This is a genomic window from Micrococcus sp. MS-ASIII-49, from assembly GCF_000946635.1.
GTDB lineage: Bacteria > Actinomycetota > Actinomycetes > Actinomycetales > Micrococcaceae > Micrococcus > Micrococcus luteus.
This window is the reverse complement of sequence record NZ_JXSP01000147.1, coordinates 1-14,026: the sequence shown is the minus strand read 5'-3', so window position 1 is coordinate 14,026 and position 14,026 is coordinate 1. Positions and strand designations below refer to the sequence as shown.

The following is a 14,026-nucleotide window of genomic DNA, read 5'->3' as shown; positions in this document are numbered from 1 at the left end:
TCGGCGGTGGTGCTCACGCCTGGGGCGTGGTGGTGGGGCTCTCAGGGCCCCGGAGCCGGCTCAGCGGGAGACGGCGGGGGCGTTCACATCCGCGGGCAGCGCCTCGCGGGCGGTCTTCACCAGCACGGCGAAGGTCGCGGCGTCGGAGACGGCGATCTCGGCCAGCATGCGGCGGTCCACCTCGACGCCGGCCAGCTTGAGGCCCTGCATGAAGCGGTTGTAGGTCATGCCGTTGGCGCGGGCGGCCGCGTTGATGCGGGTGATCCACAGGCGACGGAAGTCACCCTTGCGCTTGTGGCGGTGCTGGTAGTTGTAGGTGAACGAGTGGAGCATCTGCTCCTTCGCCTTGCGGTACAGGCGAGACCGCTGGCCGCGGTAGCCGGAGGCGCGCTCCAGCATGGTCCGACGCTTCTTGTGGGCGTTCACTGCCCGCTTCACACGTGCCACGTGCGTACTCCAATCTGTGTGGTCCCCGGGGCGCGCACTGGCGCGTCACGGCCGAGGAGGAAGGGGTTCCGGCGAGGCCGGAGGGGGTGTCAGATGCCGAGCATCCGCTTGATCTGCTTGATGCTGCCCTTGGAGACGAGCTGGTCGCCCTTGAGACGGCGGGTCAGGCGCGAGGACTTGTGCTCCAGGTAGTGGCGGCGGTTCGCCTGCTGGCGCATGATCTTGCCGGAGCCGGTCACGCGGAAGCGCTTCTTGGCACCGCTGTGGGTCTTCATCTTCGGCATGGCTGCCGTTCTCCTTCACTCATCGCTGCCGTGCGCGGCGCGCGCGGCAGTGCTGGTCACCCCGGTCCGTGCGGACCGGGCTGGTCTGTGGCGACCCCGGGGGGTCAGGCCCGAGGACCGGGCTTGGGGGCACCGCCGCGGGGGGCGGCGGGCTTGGGCGGGGCCGGCATCGGCTTGGCCGCCGGCTTCGGAGCCGACGACGGCGCGGCCGGCTTGGCGGCGGACCGCGGCTTCGGCGTGGCAGCCGGCGCAGCCGAGGACTGCGGCTTCGGCGTCGCGGCCGGCTTCGGGGACGATGCGGGCGTGGCGCTGGAGGCCGGCTTCGTGGCCGGGCGGGGAGCCGCCGGAGCCGGGGTCTTCGGCGCCTGCTTCGTCTCGGCCGGGGCCGCGGAGGCGTTCTCCTGCGTCCGGGCGGCCATGGCCTTCAGCTGCTCGGGGAACGCGTCCCCGACCGAATTCCGCACCGGGGCGGAGTCGGACGCCGCCTTCTGCGCGGCGCGCTCCTTGGCCTCGCGGGCGGCCTGGTCGCGACGCGAACCGCCGCCCTGACGCTCGCGGTGGCTCTCGGCCGAGTTCTTGCGCTGGTCCGCGCGCGCATCGGCCTTGGTGCGCAGCGGGCCGACCACCATCACCATGTTGCGGCCGTCCTGGCGCGGCTGCGATTCGACGGTGCCCAGCTCGGCGACGTCCTCGGCGAACTGCTGCAGCAGCTTGATGCCGAGCTCGGGACGCTGCTGCTCACGGCCGCGGAACTGGATGATGGCCTTGACCTTGTCGCCCTGGCTCAGGAACTTCTTGGCGTGGCCGGTCTTGGTCTCGTAGTCGTGCTTGTCGATCTTCAGGCGGAAGCGGACCTCCTTGAGGACCGTGTTCACCTGGTTCTTGCGCGACTCACGGGCCTTCACCGCGGCCTCGTACTTGTACTTGCCGAAATCCATCAGCTTGCACACCGGAGGCTTGGCCGTGGGGGCCACCTCCACGAGATCCAGGTCCGCCTCGGCGGCGAGCCGGAGGGCGTCCTCGACGCGGACGATGCCGACCTGTTCGCCGTTCGGGCCGACCAGGCGGACTTCCGGAACGCGGATACGCTCGTTGATGCGGGGATCGCTGATGGTGGTACTCCTCTGTGCGAGACGACGGGTGATCCCGCGCCCACCGGAGGGACCCTCGGAAACGAGGAAGGCCTCCCCTGCGCGGACGCAGACGGAGGCCTCGACACGGTCCCGTCGGACGGGACCCTCGGTGCGGGGTGCGCGCCACGACGCGGCGGTCCCGACCGGCGACCCGGCAACTCGGCCCGGGGCGAACCGGACATCCTGCTGACGCGGGTGGGAGAGAGGCCTCCACTTTGCTGCTCCTGGCCCGTGCACGCCTGCTCCGGGGTCACCGGATGACGAGGACGTGCGCGGACCACGAGTGGTCTATGGGAAGCTTACCACCATGACAGACGAACGTCAGGCCCAGGACGCCACCCCCATGGACGCCCCCGCCGAGATCCGCGACATCCACGAGGTCCCCGCCGTCGAGGTCATCACGACCACCGCCGTGCACCTGATGACCGCCGCCGCCGTCAAGTGCGGCCTGGCCGACTCCCCCGACGCCCGCGAGCTCATCGATCTCGACGAGGCCCGCAAGCTCATCACGGCCCTCGCCGGGCTGGTCACGGCCGCGGCCCCCGAGATCGGCAGCCAGCACGCCGGCCCGCTGCGCGACGGCCTGCGCTCGCTGCAGCTGGCGTTCCGTGAGGCCTCCCCGTTCCCGGACGCCCCGGGCAAGGGCCCCGGCGAGAAGTTCACCGGCCCGGTGAACTGACCACGGCCCCGATGACGACGACGGCGCGCCCCTGGCCGGGGGCGCGCCGTCGTCGTCGGGGCGGGGCTCAGGCGTCCGTCGAGGCCTCCGGGGCGGGGGTGAGATGCCGGGTGACCGGCGTCGTGAAGAGGGTGAGCAGCGCGACGCCGGAGACCGCGAGCAGCGGCCCACCCAGAGCGGCGGCGTCCACGCTGAAGAGCCACGAGGACAGGAGCACACCGAAGAGCTGGATCGCGACGGCGGCGCCGCGGCTCCACGCCCGACCGCGCAGCAGGGCGACGGCGGTCGCAAGGATCCACAGGGTGAGCAGCGCGTAGATGACGACCAGCATCACGCGGGCGCCGGCCGGGAGCACCCCGTCCGCCGCATGCACCACCGCGTCCACGGCGAGCCAGAGGAGCGCGCCCGCCTCGAGCACGAGCGCCGCGGCGACCACGAGGACGGCCACCGGCAGGCCCCGGCCGGGGCGGGGCGGGACCGTCGTCGCGTCGGCGCCCGACGACTCGGACGGGGCGACGGGGTCGGGGCGGCGGGACTGTGCCATGGGGCCTCTCCTGCGGGACGGCTGCGGGGACGGACGTGTCCCCCACCGTACGCCGGGCGGTGCGCGGGCCAGGTCCGCGGCGACGCGCCGCCCCGGGCATAGGTGTGACCAAGGACTCACTGGGAGGTGCGGTGATGCACCTCATTCACCTCTTGTTCACTCGTGAGGGCCGTGCGAGGATGGCACGCGAAAGATTTCCGGGGGCCGCGTTCGTACGAAAGCGGTCCCCGTTGCAATGACCAGGGTCGCCCTCCGTATCGGTCGTGCCGCGCGTCGTCCGCGCAGGCCCCCGCGCCCGCCGCCGGCGGAGGCCGTGACCACCGGCGCCCGCGGGCTCCGGCTCTTCCGACAGAAAGTGAGCGGACCGATGGATTGGCGCAGTAAAGCAGCGTGCCTGGACAAGGACCCGGAGCTGTTCTTCCCCGTGGGCAACACCGGCCCCGCCCTCCTGCAGATCGAGGAGGCCAAGGCGGTGTGCCGTTCGTGTGAGGTCGTGGACACGTGCCTGAAGTGGGCCATGGAGTCCGGCCAGGACTCGGGCGTCTGGGGCGGCATGAGCGAGGATGAGCGGCGCGCCATGAAGCGCCGCGCGGCGCGTGCCCGCCGCGCCTCCTGACCCACCCGGACCACCGGCCCCGTCAACCTCGTCGACGGGGCCGTCGTCATGCCCGGCCGGGCTCACGTCAGGGGCAGTCGCAGCACGACGCGCGTGCCGCCGTCGTCGGACCGCTCCCAGCGCAGGGTGCCGCGCAGGTCCCCCTCCACGAGCGAGTGCACGATGCGCAGGCCGAGCCCCGATCCCTCGCCCGCGCGGGGAGACTCCCCCGGCACCCATCCGTCGGGGGCGGCGGGGCCGCCGTCCGTCACGGACACGACCAGCACCGTTCCTGCGGGGGTCGACTCGCGGTCGGCGTGCAGGCCCACGCAGCCACCGCCCGGCGCCGTGCCGTGCTCGACGGCGTTGGCCGCCAGCTCATTGAGCACCAGCGCCAGCGGCGTGGTCACGTGGGAGGGCAGTTCACCGAACTCGCCCGTGACCGCGACCTGCAGCGGCCGCCCGTCCCCGGCCACCTCGACGGCCAGGCGGAACTGCCGCTGCAGCAGACCGTCCACGGGGACCTGGTCCTCGATCTCCTCGCTCAGCGTCTGGTGGACGAGGGCGATCGTGTCCACCCGCTGCATCGCCTGACGCAGCGCACGCTCCGCCTCGGGCGAGGACGTGCGCCGCGCCTGCATGCGCAGCAGCGATCCCACGGTCTGCAGGTTGTTCTTGACGCGGTGGTGGATCTCGCGGATGGTCGCATCCTTGGTGAGCAGACGCTGCTCCTGGCGGCGCAGCTCGGTCACGTCGCGCAGCAGCAGCAGCGCCCCCTGCCAGCCGTCCGGACCGAGCAGGGGGACGGAGCGCACCGTGAGGGACGCCCCGCCGGACTGCACCTCCCGCCGTCCGGCACGCCGGCCGGTGAGCACCGCCCACGTCCCCTCGTCGGTGGGAACGCGGGCGGCCTCGGTGCTGGCCAGCACGTCGGTGAGCCGGTGCCCCTCGAGGGTCGAGGCGATGCCCAGCCGGCGCAGGGCGGAGACCGCGTTGGGACTGGTGAACTCGGCGACCGAGTCCGGCCCGAGCACGACGAGGCCGTCCCCCACCCGCGGCGTGCCGCCCGCCCAGAGGCCGGAGGGCTCCTCGGGCGCCGGCCAGCGGCCGTGCTGCATCATGTCCAGCAGGGTGCTGGCCGTCCGGCTGTAGTTCTCCTCGATCACCGAGCGCGCCGGCCGGCCTTTCGGGTCCGCGTGCGCGGAGACGACCGCGATGACCCTCCCGGCGCGGACCACCGGCCACAGACGCACCTGCAGCGTGCCTCCCGGGGCCTCGACGGGGCCGGCCCCCTCGGCCCGCTCCCCGCCATGCCACGTCTGCCCGACGACGGCCCGCAGGTCCGCGCGGGCGCGCGAGCCCACGATGTCGCGGTGGAAGAGGGTGGGAGCGGTGAAGGGCCGGACCTGGGCGAGCGCGACGAACCCTCCGGCCTCGTCGCGGCGGGGCACGGGGCACCAGAGCACGAGGTCCGCGAGCGCCAGGTCTGCCACGAGCTGCCAGTCCCCCACGAGCCGCTGCAGCCAGGCGCGGTCCTCGTCTCCGATGTCCGGGTGCGACGTCAGGGGGTCCTGCGCGAGCGAACTGACCATGGGATCAGGGTACGGCGACGTGCCGGGCGGCCCGTGTCCGTGGCGTCGCGGGCGGCGTCGGACGACACGGCGGCGATGGTCTGCGAGGGCCGTGCGCGGTGCCGTCCGCGGCGGGCGGGGCGGGCAGGGACACCGGCCAGCGTGGCGAGGGCGCGACGCAGCGGGCTGTTCGGAGCGGCCTCGGCGAGCACCTGGCCGGCGAGCAGCGCGGGGTCCGCGGCGGCCGGGTCCCACGGCAGGAACGCCTCCAGGGGCGTGGCCGGCGAGGCGTAGCGGTTCCAGACGGCCTCGACCTGCCCGCGCGGGGCGACGCCGGCGGCGGCGGGCCGGAGCCGGTTGACCACGACGCGCAGCCGTGCCGCCGGGGCCGCCTCCGCCAGCTCCTCGACCCCGCGGACCAGGCGGGGCAGCGCGACGGCGTCCGGCCCGCCGACCGCGATGACCTCGTCGGCCGCGGCGAGCGCCGCCAGGGTCGCACCGTTGCGCTGTGGGGCGGGCACGTCGAAGGACAACTCCTCGTCCTGCTCGAGACCGAACCCGACGTCGACGACCACGCGGTCCCAGTGTTCCCTGGCGGCCGCGATCAGCGCGGAGACGGCGGCGGGGCGCAGCTCGGGCCACCGGTCCACGCGGGTGAGCCCCGTCAGAACCGTCAGGTCCGCGCCGGCGACGCGGACGCGGACGCCCGCGGCCGCCAGGTCGGCGGCGCCCAGTCGGCCGTGGTCGGCCCGCCGCACGGCCCGCGCCACGCCGGCCGACTCCTCCGTCAGCCCCAGGTGCACACCGACGGCGGGGCCGTACGTGTCCAGGTCGACCAGCAGCGTGTTCCGGCCGGCCATGGCGTGCTCGGCGGCGAGGTTCACGGCGACGGTGGTGCGTCCCGGGGCGCCGGTGGGACCCCACACCACGGTCACCAGGGACTCCCGCGCGGGTGCGGTCGGTTCGCCCTCCTCCGGAGAGGGTGCGGGGTCGGCTCCCTCGCCCGCGGTGGCGGGGCCGTCGTCGGGGGTGGCCGCGGCGGGGGCGGCGCCCGGCCCGGCGTCGTCGGGCTCGTCGGCGTCGCGCCAGGGGTCCGTGAGGCCGGGCACCTCGTCCGCGCCGAGCGTCTCCAGGGTGATCGGCAGGTCGTCGAGGTCCTCGGCGTGATCCCGGGCGTGGTCGGCGTCCTCCCCGTGCGAGGTCGCCGGCCGGCGGCCCTCCGCGGCCGCGCTCGCGGACTCCACGACGACGGCGGCGATCTGCTCGGGGTCGGCGTCGGCGCGCACGCAGGGCACCCCCATGCCGCGGAGGCGACGACGCTCGGCACGGACCTCGCTGAGCGCCGCCACGCCCACGGGTCGGGGCAGCCGGGCCGTCTCCTCCAGGAAGGCGGCGGTGAGGGACTCGGTGTCCCCGGCTACGAGGACCGCGTCCACGAGACCGGAGCGGGCGATCGCGAGCAGCTCGGCGAGGTCCTCGGCCCGGCGGAGGACCGTGATGTCCGTCTGGTGCCGCTCGAGCGGGCCGATGTGGTCCAGGCCCGGCTGGACGGTGGTGGCCAGGGCGATGCGCACGGTCAGCGCACCCCGTGGGCCGGCACGAGGGTGACCCGCGCGTCCTTGACCTTCGCGTCCACGATGCGCGGCAGGGTCTCTTCCGGTGCCAGCAGCTGCACCCGGGTGGTGCCCGAGCCGCCGAAGCCACTCTGCTCCGCCGTGACCTCGGAGATCTCGAGCGCCTCGGCCAGCCGGGCCGGGTCCGCATGGCCGCGGCCTCCCTCCGCGGGCATGGCCACCCAGACGTCCACGCGGTCCCCCACGCCCACGCCGGACGGCAGCGGCTCGTCCAGGGCCACCCCGACGGGACGACGGCCGTCCGGGTCCGCGTCCACCAGTGCCGCCGCAGGCAGCAGCTCGCCGGCCCGGACCGTCCCGGAGACCATCCGCCCCTCGGGAGCCGGGGCATCGGCGCTGAGGTACCGCTCGCCGGCCTCGCTGAGGTTCACCTCCACGGGCCGCAGGTCCCCGGCCGCGATGGGCGTGCCCGGGGGCAGGTCCTCCGCGGCCGTCCAGTATGCGGCGGTCCGCTGGGAGGAGGCGACCAGCGCCACCACGCCGGCGATCGAGGCGAGGACGAGCATGAGACCGACGAGGAGCCGGGGATCCCGCCAGCGGGGCCGGCGCAGACGGCCGCCCTCGGCGGACGCGGACATGGTCGTGGACACCGGATGTTCCCCCCTTCGGACCGGCCCCTCGGGCCGCCGCGGCCCCGGCACCCCGTCGGTGTCGGCCCCTCCGCGCTGCGCCCAGAGTAACCACTGGGGCCGTGGATCGCCGGATCCGCCGCGTACGCTGTGGAAAAGTGTCGCCTCCGGGTGTTCCCGGGGTTGAATGGGTCGACGTCGTGGGCCGCCCGCGACCGTCCTGGACGCCTCGACCGAAGGAGCACCGTGCAGCGCTTTCTCACCCTGACCGACGTCGCGGAGACCCTGAACATCTCCGGTCAGGCCGCCCGTGCCCTGGTCCGCTCGGGTGAGCTGCAGGCCATCCAGGTCGGGGGCCGCGGTCAGTGGCGCATCGAGGTGTCCTGGCTCGAGGACTACGTGGAGCGTCAGAAGGAAGTGACGCGCGCCCGCGTCCGGGAGTGGACCGAGACGGACGCGCAGGCCCGCTGAGCCCACACGGTCTGCTCAGGCGGGGCGCAGCGCGGTCCGGACCGTCCCCAGCGCCCCGAACGGGATGACGAGCCGCCCGCGGACGGCCGCGGCCCGCCGGGCCTCGTCCCGCGGGTGGCGGGCGATGTCGAGGTGGTCGCCGCCGACCCGGTCCACGGTGCCCTCCGCCAGCGCCGCGCCGAGGCGTCCCGTCACCGCCACCGGCTGGCGCGTCCGCGCGATGCCGCGCAGCACCGTCCCCCAGCCGGCCGCGGCGAGCTCGGGCGCGGCCACGGCCCGGGTCAGGTCGGCCTCCACGGCCGCCACGCAGTCCACCGCGACGATCGCCGATCCCGAGCCGTCGACGTGCACGCCGACCCAGCCCTGGCCCACCGTGTGCACCACGCCGTCCACGACCTCGCCCCAGGCCAGGTGGAGCCGGACCTGCCGCCCTCGGGCTCCGCGCAGGCGGTCGGCCAGGGACAGCGCCATCCACTCCGCTCGGGTCAGCTCCGCGGCCTCGGCCACCGTCTCCTGCCAGCCGAGGTCGGCCCAGTGCGCCTCCAGGTCGTCGAAGAGTCCGTTCCACCGCATGCGCTCAGCATAGGAGGCTCAGCGCCGGACATCGGTCGTCATCAAACATCATCAAACATCACTCTTGACACCTATCGGCCCGTGCAGTTCACTGTGATCATCATCACCGGCCTGATCGCGGGATCCCGGCCGGACGGACGCACAGGAGGGGAATCCATGGAGCGCTCGACATCACCGGCCGGCCCGGCCCCGACCCGTCCGGTCGACGCGGCGGACGCCGTCGGCCTCACCGTCCTGCTTCTGGCCGGTCCCGGTCTGCTCGCCTGTGCCGCGGCGCTGCTGCAGACGGGCACCAGCGCGCCCGGGGCGGAACTGACCCGCGTGCTGGGCCTCGGTGCCGGTCTCGCCGGGCTCGGACTGCTCGCATGGTGGGCGGTGGGCCTGATCGGGCTGGCGCTCGTCGCGCTGGGGCGCCGCGCGGGTCGGCCGGCCTGGGCCCGCCTGGGCCGGAGCCTCACTCCCGCCCTGCTCGGACGCGTGGCAGGCGCCGTCGTCGGTGCCCAGCTGCTCGCGGCACCGGCCGCGTGGGCGGACGCGGCTCATCCCGTGCCGGACGCCTCCTGGACCGTGGCTGCGGTGCCTGCGCACGCCACCGGCGTCGAGGCCCCGGCGCCGGACGCCGCGTGGACGCCCCGGCCCCCGGCGCCGGCCCCACCGGGCGCCGGCACCGGCCGTGCGGATCCGGACCACCCGACCGTCACCGTCCGGCGCGGCGACTGCCTGTGGCACCTCGCCGCCGCCGAGCTCGGCCCGGACGCGACCCCCCGAGAGATCGACGCCCGCTGGCGCCGCTGGTACGAGGCCAACCGACGGGTGATCGGCGACGACCCGCACCTGCTGCTGCCCGGCACCGTGCTGACCTCCCCCGTGTTCACCCCGCACGCCGGCGTGGACGGACCACGGCCATGACATCCACGACCCTGCACTCCCCCGCTTCGCCTCGTCCTCAGGAGACCGCCATGACCACCCTCGCCACCCGCCCCCGCGCCGCTTCCGACCGGCGCACCGCCGACACCCTCCTCCACGGGCCCGCCCACAGCCCCGCAGTCCTGCCCCGCGGTGAGGAGATCGCCCGGCGGGCCCGCACCGAACAGGGGCGCGAGGAGCTGCGCCGCGTCCGCTCGCTCGCCGCCGTGATCGCCGTCGCCTGCGTCGAGGTCGAGACGGGCCGCCGTGCCCTGCGGGACCTCTCCGGCTGGCTCTCGCCCGAGGTCCTGGACAAGTTGACCCGTCGCATGGAGCTGCTGGGCGCCGTCGCGCCGACCGGGCCCGGTCGACGGCCCTCCGCGGCCGTCCCGCCCCGGACGCCCAAGTCCGCACCCCGCCCGGTGGGTGCCCGCGTGTGCGAGGTCGCGCCCGGCCGGGTGGAGGCCAGCGCGACGGTGCTGTGGGAGGGCCGGGCCCGGGCCTTCGCGCTCCGACTCGAGCGGCGGCTCAGCCGGTGGAAGGTGACGTCGGTCGAGATCGGCTGAGCCGGATCGTCCCGTCGGACTGACGAGCGAGGGCCCGGAGACCTGGAGGTCTGCGGGCCCTCGTCCTGCGTCGTGGCGGGATGCCGGTCAGCCGCGGCGGCCGCGGCGCTCCGCCTGACGGCGGGAGCGGCGGTTCGTGCCCGCCGCGACCGTGGCGCCGGAGTCCGTGCCGCTGCGGGTGACCGCGCTCTGCCCGTCCTCGGACGGACCGGTGAAACGCAGCTGCGCCGGCTGCTGCGGGGCGTCGATGCCCTCCACGGAGATCTGCGGGGCCATCGTCACGGCGCGGGCGTCCTGGACGCCGGGCAGCGACGTCGGCGCGGGGGCCGCACTGATCTGCGCCTGGAACAGCGTGCGCACGGCGTCCTCGCGGATGGCGGCGAGCATGTTCTGGAACATCGTGTAGCCCTCGCGCTGGTACTCCACGAGGGGCTCGCGCTGGGCCATCGCGCGCAGCCCGATGCCCTCCTTGAGGTAGTCCATCTCGTAGAGATGCTCCTGCCAGCGGCGCCCGATGGTGGCGAGCACCACGCGACGCTCCGCCTCCCGCAGCGCCTCGGATCCCACCTGCGCCTCTCGGTCCTCGTACGCCAGGAGCGCATCGGAGACGAGTTCGCGCTTGAGGACCTCGGCCTTGAGCCGGCCCCGGCCGCCGACCTCGTCGAGGACGTCCTCCTGCGAGATGCCCACGGGGTAGAGCTCTGCCAGGTCCCGCCACAGCTGGTCGAGGTCCCAGTCGGTGGCGTGGCCCTCCTCGGTGGCCGCGTCCACGATGTTCCCGACGGCGTCCTCCACGAAGCGGCGCACCCGGTCCTGCAGGTCCTCCCCCTCGAGGATGGAACGGCGGTCCGTGTAGATGGCCTCGCGCTGGCGGTTCATCACGTCGTCGTACTTGAGCACGTTCTTGCGCTGCTCGGCGTTGCGCCCCTCGACCTGCGCCTGCGCGTTCTGGATCGCCTTCGAGACGAAGCCGAACTCGAGCGCCATGTCGTCCGGGATCGACGGGCTGTTCATGATCCGCTGGGCCACGCCCGGGTTGAAGTTGCGCATGAGCTCGTCCGTGAGGGAGAGGTAGAACCGGGACTCGCCCGGGTCGCCCTGACGGCCGGAACGACCGCGCAGCTGGTTGTCGATGCGGCGCGAGTCGTGGCGCTCCGTGCCCACCACGTACAGGCCGCCGGCCTCGATGACCGCGCGGTGCGCGTCCTCCACGGCGGCCTCGGCCTCCGCCAGCACCTCGGGCCAGCGGGCCTCGTACGCCTCCGGGTCCTCGGCGGCGTCGAGGCCCAGTTCCTGCATGCGGGCCACCGCCGTGAACTCGGCGTTGCCGCCGAGCATGATGTCGGTGCCGCGGCCGGCCATGTTGGTGGCCACGGTGACGGCGCCCGGGCGGCCCGCCTGCGCCACGATGGCGGCCTCGCGGGCGTGGTTCTTCGCGTTCAGGACCTCGTGGCGGACGCCGCGCTTGGCCAGCAGCGTGGAGAGGTACTCGGACTTCTCCACCGAGGTGGTGCCCACCAGGACCGGCTGGCCCTTCGCGTGCCGCTCGGCGATGTCGTCGACGACGGCGTCGAACTTGACCTTCTCGTTCTTGTACACCACGTCGTTGCGGTCCACGCGCTGTCGCTCCCGGTTCGGCGGGATCACGACGACGCCGAGGCCGTAGGTCGACGTGAACTCGGCGGCCTCCGTCTCGGCGGTGCCCGTCATGCCGGCGAGCTTCTCGTAGCCGCGGAAGTAGTTCTGCAGGGTCACCGTGGCCAGCGTCTGGTTCTCGGGCTTGACCTCCACGCCCTCCTTGGCCTCGATGGCCTGGTGGAGCCCCTCGTTGTAGCGGCGTCCCTTGAGCACGCGGCCCGTGTGCTCGTCGACGATCTGCACCTCGCCGTCGAGGACCACGTAGTCCTTGTCCCGCTTGAACAGCTCCTTGGCCTTGACCGCGTTGTTCAGGAACTGGATGAGCGTGGTGTTCTGCGTCTCGTACAGGTTCGTGATGCCGAGGTGGTCCTCGACCTTCTCGATGCCGGGGCCGAGGATGCCGACGGTGCGCTTCTTGTGGTCCACCTCGTAGTCCGTGTCCGCCTCGAGGCGGCGCACCAGCCGGGCGAACTCGCCGTACCACCGGTTGGCCTCTCCCTGGGCGGGGCCGGAGATGATCAGCGGGGTGCGGGCCTCGTCGATGAGGATCGAGTCCACCTCGTCGACGATCGCGTAGTGGTGCTCACGCTGCACGAGCTCGTCGAGGGACCACGCCATGTTGTCCCGGAGGAAGTCGAAGCCGAACTCGTTGTTCGTGCCGTAGGTGATGTCCGCGGCGTACTGCTCGCGCCGTACGGCCGGGGTCTGGCCCGCCACGATGACGCCCGTCTGCATGCCGAGGAAGCGGAACACGCGGCCCATGAGGTCGGCCTGGTAGGAGGCGAGGAAGTCGTTGACCGTCACCACGTGCACGCCCCTGCCGGACAGCGCGTTGAGGTAGGCCGGAGCGGTGGCCACGAGGGTCTTGCCCTCGCCGGTCTTCATCTCCGCGATGTTGCCCTGGTGCAGCGCGATGCCGCCGAGCAGCTGGACGTCGTAGTGCCGCTGGCCGAGCGTGCGTCCCGCGGCCTCCCGGACCGCGGCGAACGCCTCCGGCAGGAGCAGGTCCAACGACTCGCCGTCCGCATGCCGGGCCCGGAGCGTGTCCGTCTCGGCACGCAGCTCCGCGTCGCTGAGCGCCCGGAAGTCGTCCTCGAGGAGGTTCACGGCGTCCACCGTGGCCTGCATGCGCTTGAGGACGCGGTTGTCCGAGATCTTCAGGACGCGGTCGATGATCGAAGGCACTGGTTCTCTGCTCCCTTGCGGTGTGGCCGGGGCGGGACGGGATGCCCCTCGCGCGCGGCCGTGGCGCGGTCTCCGGGACAGTGTACGGGCCGAGTCCGGACGGGCCGCGGCGCCCGTCCCGGAGGGGAAGGGCGCCGCGGCGTCAGCAGGTCGTGGTCGACGTCGGCGGGGCGGTCAGTCCTCCCGCGCCTGGTAGGCCCGCTCCCCCTCGGAGGCGGAGACGTGATCCTGCGGGAGGGACTCGTCCAGGCGGATCACGCCGTAGCTCCAGCCCCGGCGGCGGTAGACCACGGAGGGCACGCCGGTCTCGGCGTTCTGGAAGAGGAAGAAGTCATGACCCACCAGCTCCATTGCGTCCACGGCCTCGTCCACGCTCATGGGGGTCGCGGGGAACGCCTTCTGGCGGATGCGCACCGGGGTGCCCACCTCGGGGGCGTCCTGCTCGGCGGCCTCCTCCGCGGCCAGCGCGGCACCCGACGGCGGCAGCGGCGGCACGAATCCGACCTCGCCCGCGCCGCGGGAGGCGCCGAGCTTGCCGTGGCGGCGGTCCTTGCGGCGGTCGCGCATGCGCCGCAGGCGCTCGGTCAGTCGGGTGGCGGCCTGGTCGAAGGCTGCCAGCTTGTCGTCCGCGTCGGCCTCAGCCCGCACGACGTCCCGCGGGCCGCGGACTGTCAGTTCCACGCGGACCGTCTCGTCCGAGTGCTTGTGGTGGGAGGCCTTCGTCACGCGGACCTCGAGCGTGTCGGCGCCCTCGGCGAGCGGCTGGAGGCGCTCGGTGCGCTCGACGACGTGGTCGCGGAAGCTCTCCGGGAGCCTGAGGTTGCGGGCGATGTAGCTGACATCCATGGTCATGGCGTCCTCCTGGTCCGACTCTCACGGGTCCGGCCTCGGGAGGGGAGGTGCGCCTCGGTGTCGCGTCCGCAGGGCGGCGGCGGGTCCGAGGGGGCGACCTCCTTCCAGCCGTCGGCAGGACGGGAACCGTAGGGGCGATTCCGTGCCGTTCACCCTACCCGGGGGCCTGGCCGGGGGCCAGGCTCGGCGGGGTCCCGCGGCGGGGCCACGGCCGCGAGCACGACGGCCCCGACGGGGTGCCCGCCGGCGCGGCGCACCGCCTCCGCGAGCGCGGCGAGGGTGGCGCCGGTGGTGAGGACGTCGTCCACGAGCAGGACGGGCGCGCCGGCCGGCAGCCGTCCGGCGACGACGCGCCAGTCCCGGGCCCGCCGGCGGCGCT

At 74.1% G+C, this 14,026-nt stretch carries 16 protein-coding genes; 5 read left to right on the top strand and 11 right to left on the bottom strand.

What is annotated here, in order from left to right; translation table 11 throughout:
• Positions 1-60: 60 nt before the first annotated feature.
• The 3 genes from rplT to infC form a co-directional block, all read right to left on the bottom strand.
• Complete coding sequence (gene rplT / locus SJ20_RS09735) at positions 61-447, bottom strand: 50S ribosomal protein L20 (RefSeq protein WP_041105250.1); 387 nt, start codon at positions 445-447, stop codon at positions 61-63.
• Between the two features lie 89 nt (positions 448-536).
• A complete protein-coding gene (gene rpmI / locus SJ20_RS09730) occupies positions 537-731 on the bottom strand; it encodes a 50S ribosomal protein L35 (protein WP_002853699.1) in 195 nt (64 codons plus the stop codon).
• Between the two features lie 104 nt (positions 732-835).
• Positions 836-1,795, bottom strand: a complete 960-nt coding sequence (gene infC / locus SJ20_RS09725; RefSeq protein WP_205805428.1) for a translation initiation factor IF-3 — start codon at positions 1,793-1,795, stop codon at positions 836-838.
• 376 nt (positions 1,796-2,171) lie between these two features.
• Between infC and SJ20_RS09720 the strand changes: the two genes are divergently transcribed.
• A complete protein-coding gene (locus tag SJ20_RS09720; RefSeq protein WP_036313345.1) occupies positions 2,172-2,543 on the top strand; it encodes a DUF1844 domain-containing protein in 372 nt (123 codons plus the stop codon).
• Between the two features lie 67 nt (positions 2,544-2,610).
• Here SJ20_RS09720 and SJ20_RS09715 read toward each other — a convergent pair whose 3' ends face one another.
• Positions 2,611-3,087 (bottom strand): hypothetical protein, encoded by a 477-nt coding sequence (locus SJ20_RS09715; protein ID WP_041105247.1) that lies wholly within the window; start codon positions 3,085-3,087, stop codon positions 2,611-2,613.
• 367 nt (positions 3,088-3,454) lie between these two features.
• On the opposite strand from SJ20_RS09715, the gene SJ20_RS09710 reads away from it, so the two are divergent.
• Positions 3,455-3,703, top strand: a complete 249-nt coding sequence (locus SJ20_RS09710) for a WhiB family transcriptional regulator (protein WP_002854852.1) — start codon at positions 3,455-3,457, stop codon at positions 3,701-3,703.
• A gap of 62 nt (positions 3,704-3,765) precedes the next feature.
• Here SJ20_RS09710 and SJ20_RS09705 read toward each other — a convergent pair whose 3' ends face one another.
• The 3 genes from SJ20_RS09705 to SJ20_RS09695 are packed head-to-tail and all read right to left on the bottom strand — an operon-like array spanning position 3,766 to position 7,465.
• Complete coding sequence (locus SJ20_RS09705; RefSeq protein ID WP_044659785.1) at positions 3,766-5,274, bottom strand: sensor histidine kinase; 1,509 nt, start codon at positions 5,272-5,274, stop codon at positions 3,766-3,768.
• Positions 5,244-6,827: a tyrosine-protein kinase family protein gene (locus SJ20_RS09700; protein ID WP_044659784.1), complete on the bottom strand. Its 1,584-nt coding sequence runs from the start codon at positions 6,825-6,827 to the stop codon at positions 5,244-5,246. The genes SJ20_RS09705 and SJ20_RS09700 overlap by 31 nt, the downstream gene beginning before the upstream one ends.
• A 2-nt stretch (positions 6,828-6,829) precedes the next feature.
• Positions 6,830-7,465 carry an SAF domain-containing protein gene (locus tag SJ20_RS09695; protein WP_152743448.1) on the bottom strand — a complete coding sequence of 212 codons (636 nt, stop codon included), beginning with the start codon at positions 7,463-7,465 and terminating at the stop codon, positions 6,830-6,832.
• 237 nt (positions 7,466-7,702) lie between these two features.
• Here SJ20_RS09695 and SJ20_RS09690 point away from each other — a divergent pair, with 237 nt between their 5' ends.
• A complete protein-coding gene (locus tag SJ20_RS09690) occupies positions 7,703-7,927 on the top strand; it encodes a helix-turn-helix domain-containing protein (RefSeq protein WP_036383499.1) in 225 nt (74 codons plus the stop codon).
• A 15-nt stretch (positions 7,928-7,942) separates the two neighbouring features.
• On the opposite strand, the gene SJ20_RS09685 is transcribed toward SJ20_RS09690, so the two are convergent.
• A complete protein-coding gene (locus tag SJ20_RS09685; protein WP_036383497.1) occupies positions 7,943-8,500 on the bottom strand; it encodes a hypothetical protein in 558 nt (185 codons plus the stop codon).
• 156 nt (positions 8,501-8,656) lie between these two features.
• On the opposite strand from SJ20_RS09685, the gene SJ20_RS09680 reads away from it, so the two are divergent.
• Both SJ20_RS09680 and SJ20_RS09675 read left to right on the top strand, forming a co-directional pair.
• Positions 8,657-9,409, top strand: coding sequence for a LysM peptidoglycan-binding domain-containing protein (locus tag SJ20_RS09680; protein WP_044659782.1), 753 nt, complete (start codon positions 8,657-8,659; stop codon positions 9,407-9,409).
• Between the two features lie 50 nt (positions 9,410-9,459).
• Positions 9,460-9,972, top strand: coding sequence for an Rv3235 family protein (locus tag SJ20_RS09675; protein WP_052833459.1), 513 nt, complete (start codon positions 9,460-9,462; stop codon positions 9,970-9,972).
• Between the two features lie 87 nt (positions 9,973-10,059).
• On the opposite strand, the gene secA is transcribed toward SJ20_RS09675, so the two are convergent.
• From secA to SJ20_RS09660, 3 genes are all read right to left on the bottom strand, one after another.
• The gene (secA, locus tag SJ20_RS09670) at positions 10,060-12,795 is read right to left on the bottom strand and encodes a preprotein translocase subunit SecA (RefSeq protein ID WP_044659781.1); all 2,736 of its coding nucleotides are present in this window, start codon (positions 12,793-12,795) and stop codon (positions 10,060-10,062) included.
• A 174-nt stretch (positions 12,796-12,969) separates the two neighbouring features.
• The gene (gene hpf, locus SJ20_RS09665) at positions 12,970-13,647 is read right to left on the bottom strand and encodes a ribosome hibernation-promoting factor, HPF/YfiA family (protein ID WP_002854870.1); all 678 of its coding nucleotides are present in this window, start codon (positions 13,645-13,647) and stop codon (positions 12,970-12,972) included.
• Positions 13,648-13,796: 149 nt separating this feature from the next.
• On the bottom strand, positions 13,797-14,026 hold a 230-nt coding region (locus tag SJ20_RS09660), incomplete at its 5' end, for a phosphoribosyltransferase family protein (RefSeq protein ID WP_044659780.1).

Excerpts from the sequence above, each read along its gene's own strand:
- SJ20_RS09675 (WP_052833459.1), top strand. The coding sequence starts at position 9,460 with ATGACCACCCTCGCCACCCGCCCCCGCGCCGCTTCCGACCGGCGCACC.
- rpmI (WP_002853699.1), bottom strand. The coding sequence starts at position 731 with ATGCCGAAGATGAAGACCCACAGCGGTGCCAAGAAGCGCTTCCGCGTG.
- SJ20_RS09685 (WP_036383497.1), bottom strand. The coding sequence starts at position 8,500 with ATGCGGTGGAACGGACTCTTCGACGACCTGGAGGCGCACTGGGCCGAC.
- hpf (WP_002854870.1), bottom strand. The coding sequence starts at position 13,647 with ATGACCATGGATGTCAGCTACATCGCCCGCAACCTCAGGCTCCCGGAG.
- SJ20_RS09710 (WP_002854852.1), top strand. The coding sequence starts at position 3,455 with ATGGATTGGCGCAGTAAAGCAGCGTGCCTGGACAAGGACCCGGAGCTG.
- SJ20_RS09680 (WP_044659782.1), top strand. The coding sequence starts at position 8,657 with ATGGAGCGCTCGACATCACCGGCCGGCCCGGCCCCGACCCGTCCGGTC.
- SJ20_RS09715 (WP_041105247.1), bottom strand. The coding sequence starts at position 3,087 with ATGGCACAGTCCCGCCGCCCCGACCCCGTCGCCCCGTCCGAGTCGTCG.
- SJ20_RS09695 (WP_152743448.1), bottom strand. The coding sequence starts at position 7,465 with ATGTCCGCGTCCGCCGAGGGCGGCCGTCTGCGCCGGCCCCGCTGGCGG.
- SJ20_RS09705 (WP_044659785.1), bottom strand. The coding sequence starts at position 5,274 with ATGGTCAGTTCGCTCGCGCAGGACCCCCTGACGTCGCACCCGGACATC.
- SJ20_RS09720 (WP_036313345.1), top strand. The coding sequence starts at position 2,172 with ATGACAGACGAACGTCAGGCCCAGGACGCCACCCCCATGGACGCCCCC.